The sequence below is a fragment of the Ferribacterium limneticum genome, assembly GCF_020510565.1.
In the GTDB taxonomy this organism is placed as follows: Bacteria; Pseudomonadota; Gammaproteobacteria; order Burkholderiales; family Rhodocyclaceae; genus Azonexus; species Azonexus limneticus_B.
In genome coordinates this window covers 3,350,127-3,368,542 of record NZ_CP075189.1, presented here as the reverse complement: position 1 = coordinate 3,368,542, position 18,416 = coordinate 3,350,127, and the positions used below count along the sequence as shown (strand labels likewise).

General features: G+C 58.3%; 15 protein-coding genes. 13 read left to right on the top strand and 2 right to left on the bottom strand.

Features of this window, described 5'->3' with window-relative positions:
* Nucleotides 1-42: 42 nt before the first annotated feature.
* Together KI610_RS16100 and KI610_RS16095 are read right to left on the bottom strand one after the other, a co-directional pair.
* Complete coding sequence (locus tag KI610_RS16100) at nucleotides 43-702, bottom strand: OmpA family protein (protein ID WP_226495967.1); 660 nt, start codon at nucleotides 700-702, stop codon at nucleotides 43-45.
* Between the two features lie 55 nt (nucleotides 703-757).
* Nucleotides 758-2,092 (bottom strand): TRZ/ATZ family hydrolase, encoded by a 1,335-nt coding sequence (locus KI610_RS16095; RefSeq protein ID WP_226495966.1) that lies wholly within the window; start codon nucleotides 2,090-2,092, stop codon nucleotides 758-760.
* A gap of 98 nt (nucleotides 2,093-2,190) precedes the next feature.
* On the opposite strand from KI610_RS16095, the gene gyrA reads away from it, so the two are divergent.
* The 13 genes from gyrA to KI610_RS16030 all read left to right on the top strand — a co-directional run bounded on the left by gyrA (nucleotide 2,191) and on the right by KI610_RS16030 (nucleotide 18,332).
* Entirely contained in the window at nucleotides 2,191-4,839 is a 2,649-nt protein-coding gene (gene gyrA, locus KI610_RS16090; RefSeq protein WP_226495965.1) for a DNA gyrase subunit A, read from the top strand.
* Nucleotides 4,840-5,925: a 3-phosphoserine/phosphohydroxythreonine transaminase gene (gene serC, locus KI610_RS16085; RefSeq protein ID WP_226495964.1), complete on the top strand. Its 1,086-nt coding sequence runs from the start codon at nucleotides 4,840-4,842 to the stop codon at nucleotides 5,923-5,925.
* Between the two features lie 28 nt (nucleotides 5,926-5,953).
* Entirely contained in the window at nucleotides 5,954-7,033 is a 1,080-nt protein-coding gene (gene pheA / locus KI610_RS16080) for a prephenate dehydratase (RefSeq protein ID WP_449757749.1), read from the top strand.
* Nucleotides 7,034-7,043: 10 nt separating this feature from the next.
* Nucleotides 7,044-8,132, top strand: a complete 1,089-nt coding sequence (gene hisC / locus KI610_RS16075; RefSeq protein WP_226495962.1) for a histidinol-phosphate transaminase — start codon at nucleotides 7,044-7,046, stop codon at nucleotides 8,130-8,132.
* Nucleotides 8,133-8,136: 4 nt separating this feature from the next.
* Nucleotides 8,137-9,006 carry a prephenate dehydrogenase gene (locus tag KI610_RS16070; protein ID WP_226495961.1) on the top strand — a complete coding sequence of 290 codons (870 nt, stop codon included), beginning with the start codon at nucleotides 8,137-8,139 and terminating at the stop codon, nucleotides 9,004-9,006.
* Nucleotides 9,007-9,038: 32 nt separating this feature from the next.
* Complete coding sequence (locus KI610_RS16065) at nucleotides 9,039-9,842, top strand: DNA ligase (protein ID WP_404827416.1); 804 nt, start codon at nucleotides 9,039-9,041, stop codon at nucleotides 9,840-9,842.
* 91 nt (nucleotides 9,843-9,933) lie between these two features.
* Nucleotides 9,934-10,944, top strand: a complete 1,011-nt coding sequence (gene galE / locus KI610_RS16060) for a UDP-glucose 4-epimerase GalE (RefSeq protein WP_226495959.1) — start codon at nucleotides 9,934-9,936, stop codon at nucleotides 10,942-10,944.
* A gap of 83 nt (nucleotides 10,945-11,027) precedes the next feature.
* Entirely contained in the window at nucleotides 11,028-12,467 is a 1,440-nt protein-coding gene (locus KI610_RS16055) for a flippase (RefSeq protein WP_226495958.1), read from the top strand.
* 30 nt (nucleotides 12,468-12,497) lie between these two features.
* On the top strand, nucleotides 12,498-13,448 hold the full coding sequence (locus tag KI610_RS16050; RefSeq protein WP_264178986.1) for a glycosyltransferase family 2 protein: 951 nt from the start codon (nucleotides 12,498-12,500) through the stop codon (nucleotides 13,446-13,448).
* A gap of 276 nt (nucleotides 13,449-13,724) precedes the next feature.
* Nucleotides 13,725-14,954 (top strand): BNR repeat-containing protein, encoded by a 1,230-nt coding sequence (locus KI610_RS16045; RefSeq protein WP_226495956.1) that lies wholly within the window; start codon nucleotides 13,725-13,727, stop codon nucleotides 14,952-14,954.
* A gap of 11 nt (nucleotides 14,955-14,965) precedes the next feature.
* Nucleotides 14,966-16,102 carry a glycosyltransferase family 2 protein gene (locus KI610_RS16040; RefSeq protein ID WP_226495955.1) on the top strand — a complete coding sequence of 379 codons (1,137 nt, stop codon included), beginning with the start codon at nucleotides 14,966-14,968 and terminating at the stop codon, nucleotides 16,100-16,102.
* Nucleotides 16,099-17,196 carry a glycosyltransferase gene (locus KI610_RS16035; protein WP_226495954.1) on the top strand — a complete coding sequence of 366 codons (1,098 nt, stop codon included), beginning with the start codon at nucleotides 16,099-16,101 and terminating at the stop codon, nucleotides 17,194-17,196. Before KI610_RS16040 ends, KI610_RS16035 begins: the two co-directional genes overlap by 4 nt.
* 2 nt (nucleotides 17,197-17,198) lie before the next feature.
* A complete protein-coding gene (locus tag KI610_RS16030; protein ID WP_226495953.1) occupies nucleotides 17,199-18,332 on the top strand; it encodes a glycosyltransferase family 4 protein in 1,134 nt (377 codons plus the stop codon).
* Nucleotides 18,333-18,416 lie beyond the last annotated feature (84 nt).

Here is an 18,416-nt window from a genome sequence, read left to right as displayed (position 1 = left end):
AAAGCCCTGCCGAGGCAGGGCTTTCATTGAAGAGTCGGCCGATTACTTGGTGCCGATGACTTCAATATCAACGCGACGGTCCGGCTGCAGGCAGTCGATCAGGGCCTTGGTCTTGGCATTGCCCTTGCACTTGTCGCCGGTAACCGGCTGCTTCTCGCCCTTGCCTTCGGTGTAAACACGGTTGGCTTCGATGCCCTTGGCGACCAGGTATTCCTTGACAGCGGCAGCGCGCTTCTCGGACAGCTTCTGGTTGTAGGCGTCACCACCGATGCGGTCGGTGTGGCCAACGGCCAAGATCACTTCGAGCTTGATGGCCTTGGCCTTGGAAACCAGCTCGTCGAGCTTGGCTTTGCCGGCCGGACGCAGGACAGCCTTGTTAAAGTCAAACAGGGCGTCAGCAGCGACGGTGATCTTCTCGCCGGACGGCTTGACGCCGGTGGCAGCGGCAGCGGCCGGAGCGGCAGCAACCTTCGGGGCGCAGGCTTCTGCCGGCAGCAGGTCCTTGTCGCACTCGCAACCGGCCTTGTCGGCGGCAGCAGCGGCCGGGGTCCAGTAGCCATCGCGCCAGCACAGGCCGAAACCGGACTTGGCGACGACGTCACGGCCGTCGATCAGGTAAACGCGTTCTTGGGCAACAGCGGTAAAACCGATACCGGCCAGCAGGGCCAGAACCAGAGATTTCTTGGCGATATTTTTGATCATTGTTTTCCCTCGTTGAAGAAAATTTGAAAATCTTTAACCCGCGTTATGGCGAAGCTCAAGGCTGCCGGCGGACTTCCAGAGCATTCTGCCATAGTGCAATGACCGATTCCAAGTGCTTTTGGTCATTGTTGAGTAAAGTTTTGTGTTCTACGCAACACTTTCCGGCCACCCATACATGACTGACGCATTCTCGCCCGGCAACATTGACGAGATGTGACAGCGGATCGAAACATGGGCGCATTTCAAGGGCGCCGAGGTCGACGGCACAAAGGTCGGCGGACTTGCCGGGGGAAATCGAGCCGATTTCCTTGCCCAGGCCCAAAGCGTTGGCTGCGTTGAGGGTTGCCATGCGCAGGATGTCGCGGGCCGGCAGGGCGCTGGCATCTCCTGTCAGGCCTTTGGCGAGGAGGGAGGCCAGGCGCATTTCGCCGAACAGGTCGAGGCGGTTGTTGCTGGCTGCGCCGTCGGTACCCAGTCCGACATTGATACCAAGTTGTCGCATCCGCGCCACAGGCGCAAAGCCGCTGGCCAGCTTGAGATTGGAGGTCGGGCAGTGGGTGATGCTGCAGCCGGTGGACGCCAGTAGCTGCAATTCGTCTTCGTCAAGGTGGACGGCGTGCACGCCGATGAAATTGGGGCCAAGCTGGCCGAGTTGGTGCAGGCGCTCAAGCGGTCGGCGTTGGTGCTGCTTCAGGCTCTCCTCAATTTCCTGTCGCGTTTCGTGAATATGGCAATGAACCGGCAGGTTCATCTGCTCGGAAAGCGTCAGGATTCTGTCGAAAGTGCTGTCGGCGACGGTGTAGGGGGCGTGTGGGGCAAGGCAGAAGCCGATCAGCGGGTCGTTCAGCCATGTTTCGCGAACAGCCAGGCCCTTGTTCAGGTAGTCGTCGGCATCGCTGGCGTAGGGCGTGGGGAATTCCAGAGCGATGATGCCGAGCATGGCGCGCATGCCGGCTTCGGAGGCGGCGGCCGCGGCGGCCTCGGGATAAAAGTACATGTCGTTGAAGCAGGTGATGCCGCCCTTGAGCATTTCGGCGCAGGCGAGGCGGGTGCCGTCGTAGACGAACTGGGGCGACATGTGGGCGGTTTCGGCCGGCCAGATGTGTTTTTGCAGCCAGTCCATGAGCGGCAGGTCGTCGGCCAGGCCGCGCATCAGTGTCATTGCGGCATGGGTGTGCAGGTTGATTAGGCCTGGGATCAGGATGTGATCCGGCAAATTGACATGCTTGCCCGGCGCAAAGCGGGCATGTGCTTCGCCACTGGGCAAAACAGCCAAAATGCGACCGGCGTCAACGGCGACGGCATGGTTGGTTAGGACGAGATCGGATTCGACCGTCGCAATCCAGCGGGCGTCGATGAGCAGGTCGATAACTTGGGGTGTTGTTGTCATGTAAAACGGGGTCTGTACGGTTAAGTTGGCGTGTTAAAATAGCAAATTACGCTTGAATCAACTAATAAGGCATCGCGCAAGCGGTGCGAATGTGAGACATGGACCAATTCGCCAAAGAAACATTGCCGATCAGCCTCGAAGACGAGATGCGGCGTTCTTATCTCGATTACGCCATGAGCGTGATCGTTGGCCGGGCGTTGCCGGATGCGCGCGATGGCCTGAAGCCGGTGCATCGCCGGGTGCTGTTCGCGATGCACGAGCTGAACAACGACTGGAACAAGGCGTACAAGAAATCGGCGCGTATCGTCGGTGACGTGATCGGTAAGTACCACCCGCACGGCGATACCGCGGTCTATGACACCATCGTCCGCATGGCGCAGGATTTCTCGCTGCGCTACATGCTGGTCGATGGCCAGGGCAACTTCGGTTCGGTGGACGGCGACAACGCCGCGGCAATGCGTTACACCGAAGTCCGCATGGCCAAGATTGGCCATCAGTTGCTCGAGGACCTCGACAAGGAAACCGTCGATTTCGGGCCGAACTACGACGGTTCGGAAAACGAACCGCTGGTCATGCCGGCGCGCATTCCCAATCTGCTGATCAACGGTTCGTCCGGTATCGCGGTGGGCATGGCGACCAACATTCCGCCGCACAACCTGAATGAAGTCATCGCCGGTTGTCTGGCCATGCTGGAAAACCCGGCGATCAGCATCGAGGAATTGATTGCCTACATTCCAGCACCGGACTTCCCGACGGCTGGCCTGATCTACGGCATGACGGGCGTCCGTGAGGGTTACCAGACGGGCCGTGGCCGCGTCATCATGCGCGCCCGCACGCACTTTGAGGATATGGAGAAGAGCAATGGCCGTCAGGCCTTGATCGTCGACGAGATTCCTTATCAAGTTAACAAAAAATCGCTGATCGAGAAGATCGCCGAGCTGGTTAACGAGAAGAAGATTGACGGTATTTCCGATATCCGTGACGAATCCGACAAGTCGGGCATGCGCATTGTCATCGAACTGAAGCGCGGCGAAGTTGGCGAGGTCATCCTCAACAACTTGTACAAGCAGACGCAGTTGCAGGACACCTTCGGCATGAACATGGTGGCGCTGGTCGATGGCCAGCCGCGCTTGCTCAACCTGAAGCAGATGCTCGAATGCTTCCTGTCGCACCGTCGTGAAGTCATTACGCGGCGCACGGTTTACGAACTGCGCAAGGCGCGCGAACGCGGTCACATCCTCGAAGGTCTGGCTGTTGCGTTGTCCAACGTCGATGAAATCATCGCGCTGATCAAGGCGGCGCCGACGCCGGCCGACGCCAAGCGTGGCTTGATGGATCGTCACTGGCGCAGTCCGGTGGTCGAGGAAATGCTGGTGCGTGCGGCTTCCGACGCTTCGCGTCCGGATGGTCTGGCGCCGGAGTTCGGTCTGTCGAGTCAAGGTTATCTGCTCTCGGAAGCCCAGGCGCAGCGCATTCTTGAAATGCAATTGCAGCGCCTGACCGGCCTCGAGCAGGACAAAATTGTTGGCGAGTACAAGGATGTCATGGCCAAGATCCTCGATCTGCTCGACATCCTGGCCAAGCCGGAACGCATCACCGAAATCATCGTCACCGAACTGGTGGCGATCCGCGAGCAGTTCGGCGACGAGCGCCGCTCGGAAATCATCCTGCAGACGCACGAGCTTAGCCTCGAAGACCTGATTACGCCGCAGGACATGGTCGTCACGCTGTCGCACGGCGGCTATATCAAGGCTCAGCCGCTGGCCGACTATCGCGCCCAGAAGCGCGGTGGTCGCGGCAAGCAGGCGGCGGCGATCAAGGACGAGGATTTCGTCGATCATCTGTTTGTTGCCAACACCCACGATTACATCCTGTGCTTCTCGAATCGCGGCCGTTGTTATTGGCTCAAGGTTTACGAAGCGCCGCAGGGTAGCCGGGTCAGCCGCGGCAAGCCGATCGTCAATCTCTTCCCGCTCGAAGAGGGCGAACGGATCAACGCCGTGCTGCCGGTCAAGGAATTCTCCGACGACCAGTACGTGTTCATGGCCACCGTCATGGGCACCGTCAAGAAGACGCCGCTGTCCGACTACTCGAACCCGCGCAAGGCCGGCATCATTGCCGTGGCGCTGGACGAAGGCGATTACCTGATCGGCGTCGAACTGACCAGCGGGACGAGCGATATCGTGCTCGTGTCCAACGCCGGCAAGGCCGTCTGGTTCGACGAAGAAGACGTCCGTCCGATGGGTCGTGGCGCCCGCGGCGTGCGCGGCATGCGCCTGATGGAAGGCCAGTCGGTGATTTCGCTGCTGGTCGCCGAGAGCGATCAGCAGACCGTACTGGTCGCTACCGAGAACGGTTTCGGCAAGCGCACCGTGCTGGCTGATTTCCGCCACTCTGGTCGCGGCACGCAGGGGGTCCGTGCCATTGCCGACAGCGAGCGCAACGGCATCGTCGTTGGCGCCAAGCTGGTCAATGACGAAGATGAAATCATGCTGATCACCACCGGCGGCGTGCTGATCCGGACCCGCGTCGCGGAAATCCGCGGCATGGGCCGGGCGACGCAGGGCGTCACGCTGATTTCGCTGGATGACGGCGAGAAGCTGGCCGGCCTGGAAAAGGTCGCTGAGTCGGTGGCCGAGGTCGATGCTGAAGTCGAAGTTGACACTGAATCGGTGAATCCCACGGTCAACCCGGAAAACGAGCAAAATCCGGAATCGTCCGAACCCAACGAAGGTGGAGAAGCATAAATGAGCCGCATCTGGAATTTCAGCGCCGGTCCGGCTGCTCTTCCCGAGGAAGTCCTGCGCCAGGCGCAGGAAGAACTGCTTGACTGGCATGGCGCAGGTTGCAGCGTCATGGAAATGAGCCATCGCGGCAAGGAATTCGGCAGCATTCTCGGCCAGGCCGAAGCCGACCTGCGCGAACTGATGGGGATTCCCGAGCAGTACAAGGTGCTTTTCCTGCAGGGCGGGGCGACGCAGCAGTTCGCGCAGATTCCGATGAACCTGCTGGCCGGTCGCTCGGCCGACTACATCGTGACCGGCTCGTGGTCGAAGAAGGCCTTCAAGGAAGCGCAGCGCATTGGCAACGTCCGTTGTGCCGCGACGACCGAGAGCAGCGGTTTCACCCGCCTGCCGGTGGCCGAGGAGATCAAGCTCGACCCGTTCGCCGCCTACCTGCATGTGTGCACCAACGAAACGATCCACGGCGTTGAAGTTCCGGCCGAGCGTATCGCTGACACCGGCGTGCCGCTGGTTGCCGACATGTCGTCGCATATCCTCTCGCGGCCAGTCAATGTCGAGAAATTCGGCCTGATCTACGCTGGCGCGCAGAAGAACATCGGCCCGTCCGGACTGACGCTGGTCGTCGTTCATCGCGACCTGCTTGGCATGGCGCCGCTGAATATCCCGACGGTCATGGACTACGCGGTCATGGCCGAAAACGGTTCGATGCTCAACACGCCGCCGACCTTCGGCATCTACTTCGCCGGCCTGGTTTTCCAGTGGCTCAAGCGGCAGGGCGGTTTGTCAGGGATTGCTACGGTCAACGCCGAAAAAGCGCGAATTTTGTATTCCGCCATCGACGATTCCGAGGGCTTCTACACCAACCCGGTCGATCCGGACTGCCGCTCGGCCATGAATGTGCCGTTCATTCTGGCCAATGCCGATCTTGATGCCGCTTTCCTGGCCGAAGCCAAGGCGGCTGGCGTGCTTGGCCTCAAGGGGCACAAGTCGGTGGGCGGCATGCGTGCCTCGATCTACAACGCCGTGTCGCTGGAGGCCGTGCAGGCGCTGGTGGCCTTCATGAACGATTTCGCCAAACGTAACGGTTGAGTTTATGAGCGACCCGCAGCAGACCGACTTGCAGAAAGCCCTGGCCGGCGTGCGCGCCGAAATCGACGGTATCGACAGCGAATTGCTGCGCCTCCTCAACCAGCGCGCCCGTTGCGCCCAGAAGGTCGGCGAGATCAAGGCCGAGCATGGCGAAGCCGGGCATATCTACCGTCCCGAGCGTGAAGCTCAGGTCTTGCGCCGCTTGCAGGATGCCAACCCTGGCCCGCTGCCCAACGAAAACATCACCTTCTTCTTCCGCGAAGTGATGTCGGCCTGCCTGTCGCTTGAAGAGCCGCTCGGCATCGCCTTCCTCGGGCCGCTCGGCACCTTTTCCGAATCGGCAGCAACCAAGCATTTCGGCCATGCGGCGCATCTGCTGCCGCAGGCTTCGATTGACGATGTCTTCCGCGAAGTCGAAGCCGGGCACGCGCACTACGCCGTGGTGCCGGTCGAGAATTCGACCGAAGGCGCCATCGGCCGGACCATGGATCTGCTGCTGACAACGCCGCTGAAAATCTGCGGCGAAGTCGTCGTCCGTGTGCACCAGAACCTGATGTCCAATGAATCCAGCCTGGACACCATTACCAAGGTCTATTCGCACGCCCAATCGCTGGCGCAGTGCCACGAATGGCTCAACCGCATGCTGCCCGGGGTGCAACGCATCTCGGTCGGCAGCAATGCCCAGGCGGCCCAATTCGCCGCGGCCGAAGTAGGTACCGCAGCGATCGCCGGCGAAGCGGCGGCGGCCCGCTACCAGCTGCCCAAGCTGGCCGAGAACATCGAGGACGAGCCGAACAACACAACGCGCTTCCTGATTCTCGGCAAGCACGATGCGGCGGTTTCCGGTCGCGACAAGACTTCGCTGATCATGTCGGCACCGAACCGCACGGGCGCGCTTCACGAGCTACTTCGGCCGCTGTCGCAGGCCGGTGTCTCGATGTGTCGGCTGGAATCGCGGCCGGCCAAGAATGCCCTGTGGGAATACGTTTTCTACGTCGATATCGAAGGTCATCATGATGACCCGGCGATCAAGACTGCCTTGGAAGAACTGGCTGCCTACGCCGCCTATCTCAAAATTCTCGGGTCCTACCCGGTAGCCGTTTATTAAGGAAAGCTCGATGAGCCTTGCCGACCAGGCGCTGCCTTACGTCCGCGCCATTTCGCCCTACCAGCCGGGCAAGCCGATCACTGAACTGGCCCGTGAAACGGGCATTCCGGTCGACCAGATCGTCAAGCTGGCATCCAACGAAAATCCGCTGGGCATGAGCCCGAAGGCGAAAAAGGCGGTTGAGGCGGCGATCAGCGGTGTCGAGCGCTATCCCGATCAGTTCGACCTGATCGCCAAAGTGGCCGAGCGATGTGGTCTGGCGCAAAATCAGGTGGTCCTTGGCAACGGCTCGAACGACGTGCTCGACCTTATCGCCCGCGTTTTCCTGGCACCCGGCCGCTCGGCCGTTTTCGCGCAACACGCCTTTGCCGTTTATCCGCTGGCCACCTTGTCGATCGGTGGCGAACTGATCGCGACTCCGGCCAAGAACTATGGCCACGACCTCGATGCCATGCGCGCCGCCATCCGACCCGATACCCGCATTGTGTGGATCGCCAACCCGAACAATCCGACCGGTAATTTCGTGCCCTATCCGGAAGTCCGCGCCTTCCTCGAGGCGGTGCCCAAGGATGTCGTTGTTGTCCTCGACGAGGCCTATAACGACTACCTGCCGCCTGCCGAACGGGTCGATGTTGCCGGCTGGATCAAGGATTTTCCCAACCTCGTCGTCTGCCGAACGATGTCGAAGATCTACGGCCTGGCCGGGCTACGCATCGGTTATGCGCTGGCTTCGGCCGAGGTGGCCGACCTCATGAACCGCGTTCGCCAGCCGTTCAACGTTAACAACCTGGCGCTGGCCGGGGCGCTGGCGGCGCTCGATGACGACGAATTCCTGCAGGCGAGCTACGAGCTGAATCGGCTTGGCATGGCGCAGATCGTCGCCGGCCTTGAGAAATTGGGCCTCGAATACATCAAGCCGCACGGTAATTTCGTCACCTTCAAGGTGGGCGATGGTGCCGGGGTTAATCAGAAGCTCCTCAAGCAGGGCGTCATCGTCCGGCCGATCGGCGGCTACGGCCTGCCGGAATGGTTGCGCGTCACCATCGGTGCCGAGCCGGAAAATACCCGCTTCCTCGAAGCGCTGGAGCAGGCGCTCTAAGACCATGGCCGAATTCGGCAAAGTCGTCGTCTTTGGCACCGGCCTGATCGGCGGCTCGTTCTCGCTGGCCCTCAAGGAAGCCGATGCCGTCGAGGAAGTCGTCGGTTTCGGCCGCACCCCGGCCACTTTGCGCAAGGCACAGGAACTCGGCGTCATCGACCGGGCCGGGATCAACCCGACCCACGAAATCGAGGATGCCGACATCGTCCTGGTGGCAACGCCAGTGGCGCAGATGGCTGACATTTTCGAACGTATCGGACCGTATCTTGGCCCGAATACCATCGTTACCGACGGCGGGTCGACCAAGGGCGACGTGGTCGCGGCGGCACGTGCTGCGCTCGGCGACCGCATCGGCCAGTTCGTGCCGGCCCACCCGATTGCCGGTGCTGAAAACAGTGGCCCGGCAGCGGCGCGCTGGGATCTTTACCAGGGCAAGAAGGTCGTCGTCACGCCCTTGGCGGAAAACAGCGACGATGCCCTCGACCACATCAAGCGCGCCTGGTCGCTGTGCGGCGCCGACATCTACGAACTGACGCCGGAAATGCACGATCGCGTGTTCGCTGCGGTCAGCCATCTGCCGCATCTGCTGTCCTACGCCCTGGTGCATCAACTGGCCGTGCGCGACGACGCCGACCTGTTCTTCACCTTCGCCGCTTCCGGTTTCCGCGACTTCACGCGTATCGCCGCCAGCCACCCGGAAATGTGGCGCGATATCTGCCTCGCCAACCGCGAAGCACTGCTCGGCGAACTGGATTGCTATCGGGCGCAGCTCGACGAACTGCGTACGGCGCTGGCTCGCAATGACGGCGAGCGCCTTGAAGAAGTCTTCGGCATCGCCCGTCGCGCCCGTCGCGACTGGGCCGGCGAGGGCTGATGTCCTGGCTGCTTCAGGCGCTGCTCATCGGGTTGGCGCTGACGCTGCCGATCCTCGCTGTAGCTGAAGCGCCGGCTATTCTGCTGGCCAATGTCTATCGCGAGCAGATCGACGTCTCCCGCTACCTGGCCAGTGAAAAGCTCGACGGCGTGCGCGCGATCTGGGATGGGCAGGTGCTGCACTTTCGTAGCGGAAAAACCATTAACGCACCAGACTGGTTTCTCGCCGGTTTGCCGAAACAGCCGCTCGACGGCGAACTGTGGATCGCCCGCGGCCAGTTCGAGCGCGTTTCCGGCATAGTCCGGCGTGAGATTCCCGATGATGGCGCCTGGCGCGACGTGCGCTACATGATTTTCGAATTGCCGGGCGCGCCGGGCACATTCAGCGAGCGGGCCGAGCAGATACGGCAGGTGGTTCGCCAAGCCAACGTCCCGTGGTTATTTGAAATTAAGCAGTTTTTTCCGGTTGACCGTAAGACTCTGAAAAAACGCCTCGATGAGGTTGTTCGGGCGGGCGGCGAAGGGCTGATGCTGCATCTGGCCGATGCGCCTTACGAAACCGGGCGCAGCGATGCGTTGCTCAAAGTCAAACCATGGCAGGACGCCGAAGCGGTCGTGATCGGTCATCAGCCGGGCAAGGGCCGTTTTGCCGGCATGCTGGGGGCCTTGAAAGTACGTACGCTGGAAGGGAAAGAATTCCTGTTGGGCACGGGTTTTTCGGCGGCACAAAGACGCGAGCCGCCTGCGTCGGGCGCGACGGTGACCTACCGCTACCGTGATCTGACTGGTGGCGGCCTGCCCCGGTTTGCCAGTTTCCTGCGCATTCGGGACGAATAACCCAGGCCAGCCCGACGCCAATTCTTTACCTTGGTTGTAATGCGCCACGGGGCCCGAGCGGGTAAAATCCAACCTTTATTTTCCACGGCGAATGACGATGATTTTCGTGACTGGCGGAGCCGGCTATATCGGCTCGCATACCTGCGTCGAACTTCTCCAATCCGGTCAGGAAGTGGTCGTTTTCGACAACTTTTCCAATAGCCATCGGGAATCGTTGAAACGCGTCGAGGCCATCACCGGGAAGAAAGTCACTTGCGTTGAGGGAGACATTCGCGACCAGGCCGCCGTGGCTGCCGCCTTGCGCCAGTTTGATTGCCAGGCGGTCATCCATTTTGCCGGACTCAAGGCAGTCGGCGAATCCGTCGAAAAACCACTTGAATACTACGACAACAATGTCATCGGCACGCATCGCCTGCTCAGCGCCATGGGCGAGTGCGGTGTCAAGACCCTCGTTTTCAGTTCCTCAGCCACCGTCTACGGCGAACCGCAGTTCCTGCCACTGACCGAAGATCACCCGCTCTCGGCCACCAACCCCTACGGCCGGACCAAGCTCGTCATCGAAGACATGCTGCGCGACTTCTATCGCTCCGATCCAACCTGGCGAGTCGGCATCCTGCGCTATTTCAACCCGGTTGGCGCGCACGAAAGCGGCCTGATCGGCGAAGACCCCCAAGGTATCCCGAACAACCTGATGCCCTTCGTCGCCCAAGTCGCCGTCGGCCGGCGTGAGCAACTGAAGGTCTGGGGAAACGACTACCCGACCCCCGACGGCACCGGCGTGCGCGACTACATCCATGTCGTCGACCTGGCTCTCGGCCATCTCAAGGCGCTTGAGCGCCTGAACGAGGCGCAATGTTTCGAGGTAAACCTTGGTACGGGTACCGGTTACAGCGTGCTCGACGTGGTCAAAGCATTCGAAAAAGCGAGTAGCCGCCCGATACCTTATGAGCTGGCACCGCGCAGGTCTGGCGACGTGGCCTCCTGCTACGCCGATCCGGCTTTTGCTGCCGAACTCCTCGGCTGGCGCGCAGAAAGAAATATGGATGCAATGTGTGTCGATGCCTGGCGTTGGCAGAGCAATAATCCGAATGGGTTTCGGTAATCCAGTTTGAGTCAGGGAAGATCAATGCTCTTCCTCGTCACCGCTGCCACGGGGTGCATTCGTAGTAATTTTGGTTACGACTGATGGCCATGCTCAGAAATGCTGCCTGGGTCATGCTGGGAAGTGGTTTCCCGATGCTAGTCGGTGTCGGCGCCTTTCCTCTGTTGATCAACGAACTGGGTACCGAGCGCTTTGGCTTGCTCAGCATTGTCTGGGCGATTGCCGGATATTTCAGTCTTTTTGATCTCGGTTTGGGGCGCACCCTAACCCAGATGGTTTCTGACCATCTGGGTCAGGAAAAAGGTGGTGTGCCAGTCCGGCTCATCTGGACGGCGCTCTGTTTGATGCTTGGACTGGGTGTCTTGGGTGGATTGATTCTTCTCGCAGTCGTTCCTTTTGTTGTGCCCATGTTGCATCTGATGCCAAACCTCGATGCCGAGGCTCGCCACGCCTTCTGTTTCCTGGCACTGAGTATTCCTGTCGTCGTCGTTTCATCGGGACTGGTCGGTGTTCTGGAAGCGCACCTCCGCTTTCGGGATGTCGCCAGGGTCAGGATGTTTGTCGGTTCCCTGAACTTTCTGTTGCCTGTCCTGTTGACCCAGATATGGCCGAGTCTGCCTGTATTGACAGCGGGGATCATAGGTCTGCGGGTCCTGTCATTGTTTTTTTTCTGGCGCCTGGCCCGGAAGGTCGAAGCGGCGCTGAGTTCCCCCTGTCTTCCCGATTCTGTGTGGTTACGTCCTTTATTGAGTTTTGCTGGCTGGCTTTCGGTTTCGAATGTCGTCAGTCCGCTGATGATGTATTTTGACCGATTCGCCATTGGCGCGGTGGCAGGTGCTTCGGCGGTTGCATACTACGTTCCCCCGTTCGAGGTGATGTCGCGTTTGCAGATATTGCCGCAGTCGCTGATGACTGCTGTTTTTCCCATCTTGACGTCTTCCCATCAGAGGAAAGGCGAACACGGGGTGCATCTGCTTGTTTTTGCTGGTCAAATGGGATTCCTGCTGCTGCTGCCGCCATTAGCTGTGATTTTCCTGTTTCCCCATGAATTGCTCAGTCTCTGGTTGGGATCCGAATTTGCCGAGAATTCCGCCGACATGGTACGTTGGATGGTTGTCGGCTGGCTGGTCAACGTGCTGGCCCGTCCTTCCTTTAACTGGATGCAGAGCCTCGGGCGCGCCGATCTGCCGGCAAAGCTGCACTGCGTTGAACTTCCCGTGTTTGGGTTGCTGCTTTATTTTGGCATCATGCTTTTCGGCATCGAGGGGGCGGCAGCTGCATGGTCGTGTCGCTGCGTGATCGATTCGCTTCTTCTGAACGGGCTTGCCCGTCGTTGTTCGCCGCAACTAGGCAAGGCTATTACCCGCGTTCATCTGACAATTTTTCTGATTCTGCTTGGCTCACTCGCATTTTCCCAATTGACGAATTTTGTTGGGCGCTTGGTGCTTTTGTCGAGCCTTTGGTTGCTTGCCGGTTTTGCTGGATTTTTTGCCATTCGTTACTGGCGTACCCAGCCTCAATAGAAATCCGAGACCATGAAGATATCGATAGCCATGGCGACGTACAACGGTGCGCCCTATATCCGCGAGCAACTGGATAGTATTGCCAGTCAGGGGCGATTGCCTGACGAATTGGTGGTGTGCGACGACGGTTCGTCCGACGAGACTTTGTCCATCGTTGAACAGTTTTCGCGCGAAATCCCGTTCGCTGTACACATATATCGCAATGAATCCAGGCTCGGCTATGTCAGGAATTTCCAGCGGGCGATCGGTTTGTGTACCGGGGACATCATTTTTCTCAGTGATCAGGATGATGTCTGGTTTCCGGAAAAGCTGCAGCGGGTAGAGGTATGGTTCCATATGCATCCGCAAAGCCTGCTGTTCATGAACGATGCTGAGATTGTTCTTGCCGACGGCACGCGAACTGGCCTGACAAAGCTTGAGCAAACTCGAGCCTTGGGTTTGAGCGACGACTATTTCGTCATGGGCTGTTGCATGGCTGTGCGCTCCAGCGTCTTGCCGCTTTTCATGCCATTTCTGGACAATTCGTTATCGCATGATGGCTGGATCAGCCAGGTGGCTGTATGCCTTGGTGCCAAGAAAATATTCCCGCTTGTCTTGCAGTATTATCGTCGGCACGGGACAAATGTATCGGTTTCGATTTCAAGCAGTATCAGGAAGCTTGGCTGGCTTGATCTGTTCATTGATTTGCGTGGCAAGGATTCGCTGCCATCGTGCCTTGAGCGAATTCAACGTCTCGATCTATTCGAATCGCGTCTGAGGCAACTTGGCCCTAAAGTTCTGCTGCCTCTTGGCTTTGGCGCCGCGCTAGCTACCGGCTTTGACAATATTGCAATGGAGAGTAGCGCCCTGAGGGCAAGAGTAAATGTGTTGAGCCAGGCTCGATGGCGCCGCTTTTGGCCGGCCACCTTGCTATTCATGCGCGGGCAATACCGGTTTTTCAGTGGCTGGAAAAGTTATGTCAAGGATTTGCTTCGGGCGTGATTTGTGCGGGCATCTGAGCCGAAGAGTATTGTCCATTTCAGCAACTTATGAGTCCTCCTGCCGATGATGGCTGACTGTGTAGTCCGTTATGTATTTCGAAGCCAGACAGTCAATGTCTGCCGAGTGCTCGTGTGTTCCGTACTTCTGGCATTCTCCATGTACTGGGAGCAGTCTCATGCTGGGCCCAAAAAAGACCCTCAGCGTAAATGTCAGTCCTTGCCGGGAACGCTTCTGGTTGATCAGGTATGGGGCGGAGTGCAGGTGGACTTTGACTCCATGGAAACGGACGACTTCGTATATCTAGCCTACTACGATGCCGAACGGTGGCTGACGATCAGCCGGGTCAACAAGTGCTTCGGAAAAATTGAAAAGGTTCGCCTGCCATCCCGTTTCCTTGGTTGGGATTCGCATAACTTCATCGCACTGGCGCTGGATGATGACGGATTGCTCCACGTTTCAGGCAATATGCATGCCTCGCAACTGGTCTATGCGCGCATGGCCAGGCGGGATGACTTGGCATCGCTTGGTCGCTTGCAGACTATGGTGGGGCGAGAGGAAGAGCGTGCAACTTATCCCAACTTCTTTCGCTTTCCAGATGGGAGCCTGGGCTATTCATACCGGTTCGGAAGCAGCGGCGATGGGACGGAAATAGTTAACCGTTTTGAAGCGGGACATTGGATTCGCTGGCTTGATCAGCCCCTGTTCGCCCCGGCCCACCCAAATCGACCGGTAAATGCCTATCACACCGGCTTCGTACGGGGAAATGACGGTTTTTTTCATGTGGCTTGGGTGTGGCGGGAAAACTTCCGGGTCGAGACCAATTTCCATGTTGCTTACGCCCGGAGTCGTGACCTGAAATCCTGGCAGGACAGTCGTGGAAAGGCTCTGTTACTGCCGATAACGCCTCAAAATGCCGAAGTCGTGGATGCCGTGCCCAAGGGGAGCGGCTTGTTCAACAATGTCCGCCTCGGTTTTGACGGGCGAGGGAAAGTCGTTATTTCCTATCTGAAATTCGATGCTCGGGGATTCTCGCAGCTGTTTCACGCACGGCGCGAAGAACGGGCCTGGCAAATCGCCCAGTCAAGCAACTGGACTTATCGCTGGGATCCCCGCGGAGGCGGGACCATCCAGCGTGAAATTACTTTTTCTGGTGTCGAGGTTCGAGGAAGCGACTTGTTCGAGCGTGTTTCCCAGCCAGAAATTGGAAACGCAGTTCTGAAATACGAGCCGAATACCTTGAAGGAGGTTGCGCAAGTCAAGGAAGAGAGGATCCTGGCGCCTGTTAGCTTGCGGCAATCCTCCGTGCCGGGGGGAATGCTCAATCGTCGCTTGCTGCGCCGGGCAGACGGGCATATATCCGAACGCCTGGCCATTTCGTGGCTGTCCTTGCCGCCAGATAACAGGGATATGGCAAGGGAGTGCGCTTCTGTTGGGGGAAGTTGCCATTTCGTTTCCGAACTCCTGCTGCTGTCGCTGCCAGCTAGGACTACCAAGTTCCGGAAATAGGCGGTCGATCGATGCGTCCAGGAAATTTACCGACTCCGGTTCTATTAGTGGAGCCTGCAGGCGACCGGACGAATGTCGGGAAATGCACGCAGCAGCCCGATGCGGGGGGGGGGCTCGATAGTCGCCGCGTTACACCGCTGGTTTCGGTGGTTATCCCTGCGTACAACAGTTCTGACTATCTGCAAAAGGCTTTGCAGTCGATATCCGTGGCGGCGGGCGAGTTCGTCTGTGAAATTATTGTCGTTGATGACTGTTCTGAAGATGTCGAGCAGTTGCGGGCTTTGCTTGCAACTCGAGACAATGCCACTCTGATCGAGAAGGCGGCAAAGAGTAATGCAGCGGATTCGAGGAATATGGGATTCAGGGCGGCTGTCGGGGATTTTGTGTTTTTCCTCGATAGTGACGACTTTTTTGCCGATGACCATATAAGACATCGTATTGATCTGCACATGAAAATGTCATGTGGTGTGATTTTTGGAAATTTTTCCATCGTAGAAAATGATTTCGTCATTCAGTCTGACATCGTGGCATATTCGGGGCAGAATATGAGGGACTATATATTCGGCGATAATGGCGATGTTAGAAGTTCGACACTGAGTCTGTTCAGACAAAATCATAAAGGTACGCTTTTCGATTCGCAGCAGGGAAAACATCAGGACTGGGGATTTGCCATACGCTGTTTCGATGCCGGAGAAACAATGTATTTCGATGCTGCTCACGGAGTATTCATTTGTTATTGTTCAAACATTGCGCGAATGAGCAGCAGGATGAACATCGAAGCGAGCAGGTATTTTGTTTGCCAATATTTGTCGAGCCGAGCCCAGCTTGCCACGTTTGTGCGCCGTCACGTCGTGTTGGTCATCCATTCTGGTGATCTTGGGGGGAGGGATTTTCTCCGCGAGTTGCTGCTTGATTCCCACACGAGATTTGGGAGGGGCGCACGCTTCAGGATATTTTTCCTGTGTCTGCTCCTGATGCCGAAGCCTTCGCCGGCATATGCCCGGCTTGTCGACGCGGGCATGTTTGGGCTGCGTACCTGGCGATTTTTTTGCAAGCCTTTGTTGCGGGCATTTTCACGTGATTCCGCTGTGTTATGCCGGTCTGCCTGGCAAGGAGCCGACAGGGTTTCGGGAGGCGGACCAAAATGAGGATTCTCATGCTCATCACTGGGCTTGGTGTTGGCGGGGCAGAAAGGCAGCTTGCCGATCTGGCCGATGCCTTGCACCGCCTCGGGCATGAAGTCGCGATTGCCTATTTGACGGGGAGTGTCCGGGTGCGACCCAAATCCCCCGGTGTTGTGCTGCATGATCTGGAAGCGGACAAATCGGTATTTGGCTTGCTCCGGGTCCTAAGGCGCCTGCGTAGCGTGATCGGCGAGTTTAGGCCCAATGTCGTGCATAGCCATATGTTTCATGCCAATATCCTGGCTCGTATTGCGCGTTTGTCGGTGGCTGTTCCCCGTTTGGTCTGTACTGCGCATAGCACGCATGAAGGTGGGCGGCTGCGGATGCTGGCCTATCGGCTGACGCACAGGCTGGCTGATGTTACGACGAATGTTAGCCGGGAAGCGGTGGTGGCTTTTGAGGCAAAGAGAGCAATTCCCAAGGGGGGAATGTTGGTTGTACCCAACGGTATCGATACGACTAGGTTTTGTGCTAACACCATCAATCGTCAGGCCACCCGGCAGCAGGAAGGGATTGGTGATGACGAGCGCGTGGTGATCGCAGTCGGCCGTCTTGTCGAAGCGAAGGATTTTTCAAATCTCCTGCATGCCTGGCAGGAAGTCACATGGAATCGGACCCGGATCAAGCTCTGGATAGTTGGTGATGGGGCTCTACGCGGGCAACTGGAAAGCTTGGCTGCTCACCTGGGGATAGAGCAGACGGTTTCCTTCCTGGGGATTCGAGAAAACATTCCTGATTTGCTGAACGCCGTCGACTTGTTTGTCCTTTCTTCGGCATGGGAGGGATTTGCTATTGTTGCAGCCGAGGCCATGGCCTGCGGCAAGGTGGCTGTGGTTACCGATGCCGGCGGCACCAGAGAGTTGCTTGGTGAGGTTGGCTTTCTTGTTGGGGTAAGGGATTCAAAGGCCCTTGCTGCAGTGCTTGATCATGCCCTGAGTCTGCCTAAGGAGGAACTCGATCGCCTTGGCGGGCTGGCCCGTGAGCGGGTTATTGACCATTTTTCCCTGTCCAGGGCGGTGGACAAGTGGCTTGATCTCTATGCGCAGAGAGCTGGTTAGGGATGAAGACGGTCGCCATAGTTTCCAGCCAGGCATTTTCCCTGGTCAATTTCCGCGGTCCACTGATTCGCCAACTAGTCGAGGAAAATTTCCGTGTTCTTGCGCTCGCTCCGGATTATGACGAAGATTTGAGAGGCGAGGTCAGTGCGCTTGGCGCGCAGCCTGTGGACTTTAGTTTGCAGCGTACGGGGATGAGTCCATGGCGCGATCTGCTGGATACCATACGCCTGACTGTTTTGTTACGCCGACTGCGTCCGGACGTTGCTCTCGCTTATTTCATCAAGCCTGTGATTTTCGGGACTCTGGCTGCGTGGTTGGCAGGAGTGCCGCATCGGATTGCGATGATCGAGGGTTTGGGATACGTTTTTTCGGTATCGGATAAAGGTGAATCGTTCAAACGACGCATGTTGCGTTTCGTCGTGAGCCGTTTGTACAAATTGGCTCTGTCGCGAGCGGGGACTATCGTATTCCTTAATGACGATGACCGGGATGAGTTTTCTCGTCTCGGGATGGTCCGCCACGAAAGTTCATTCGTGCTTGGTGGCATCGGGGTTGATCTTGATGAGTGGAGCGCGGAGCCACCGGTTTTTTCCCCTCTGACATTTCTGCTCGCTGCGCGTCTGTTGCGGGAAAAGGGCATCGCAGAATTTGCTTCTGCGGCAAGGCTGCTCAAACAGCTTGTTCCTGAGGCCCGGTTTGTCTTGCTCGGCGGCCTAGAGTCGAGTCCCGGCGGAATAGGCCTTTCGGAGGTTGAGCACTGGGTTGCAGAGGGGGTGCTCGAATGGCCTGGGCATGTTCATGTTCAGCCATGGCTGAGGCAGGCAAGCGTTTTTGTGCTGCCCTCCTATTACCGTGAGGGCGTGCCGCGCAGTACCCAGGAGGCGATGGCCATGGGGCGGCCTGTTATCACGACGGATGCCCCCGGGTGTCGGGAAACGGTCGTTGACGGCGAGAACGGGTTTCTAGTGCCGGTTCGGGATGTACCAGCCTTGGTCGAGGCGATGCTGAAATTTATAGAGCAGCCCAAGCTGGTCGAAAGTATGGGGCGTTGCAGTCGGCACATGGCGGAGGTGCGCTTCGATGTACGCCGGGCCAACCGGCGGCTGCTGGATATAATCGGGGTTATTCCCGCGTGAGAGGAAAGGATCTGTCTGGGGCAGGCTTCGCTTTGCTGGGGTGGCCTTCCGTAACGCTGGAGTGCATGCTCCCGTACATGGCTC

Bases quoted from the DNA above. Each gene is read 5' to 3' on its own strand.
- KI610_RS16035 (WP_226495954.1), top strand. From the start codon at position 16,099: ATGAGGATTCTCATGCTCATCACTGGGCTTGGTGTTGGCGGGGCAGAA.
- KI610_RS16040 (WP_226495955.1), top strand. From the start codon at position 14,966: ATGCGTCCAGGAAATTTACCGACTCCGGTTCTATTAGTGGAGCCTGCA.
- KI610_RS16100 (WP_226495967.1), bottom strand. From the start codon at position 702: ATGATCAAAAATATCGCCAAGAAATCTCTGGTTCTGGCCCTGCTGGCC.
- serC (WP_226495964.1), top strand. From the start codon at position 4,840: ATGAGCCGCATCTGGAATTTCAGCGCCGGTCCGGCTGCTCTTCCCGAG.
- KI610_RS16050 (WP_264178986.1), top strand. From the start codon at position 12,498: ATGGCGACGTACAACGGTGCGCCCTATATCCGCGAGCAACTGGATAGT.
- KI610_RS16045 (WP_226495956.1), top strand. From the start codon at position 13,725: ATGGAAACGGACGACTTCGTATATCTAGCCTACTACGATGCCGAACGG.
- galE (WP_226495959.1), top strand. From the start codon at position 9,934: ATGACGATGATTTTCGTGACTGGCGGAGCCGGCTATATCGGCTCGCAT.
- hisC (WP_226495962.1), top strand. From the start codon at position 7,044: ATGAGCCTTGCCGACCAGGCGCTGCCTTACGTCCGCGCCATTTCGCCC.
- gyrA (WP_226495965.1), top strand. From the start codon at position 2,191: ATGGACCAATTCGCCAAAGAAACATTGCCGATCAGCCTCGAAGACGAG.
- KI610_RS16030 (WP_226495953.1), top strand. From the start codon at position 17,199: ATGAAGACGGTCGCCATAGTTTCCAGCCAGGCATTTTCCCTGGTCAAT.
- KI610_RS16055 (WP_226495958.1), top strand. From the start codon at position 11,028: ATGGCCATGCTCAGAAATGCTGCCTGGGTCATGCTGGGAAGTGGTTTC.
- KI610_RS16095 (WP_226495966.1), bottom strand. From the start codon at position 2,092: ATGACAACAACACCCCAAGTTATCGACCTGCTCATCGACGCCCGCTGG.
- KI610_RS16070 (WP_226495961.1), top strand. From the start codon at position 8,137: ATGGCCGAATTCGGCAAAGTCGTCGTCTTTGGCACCGGCCTGATCGGC.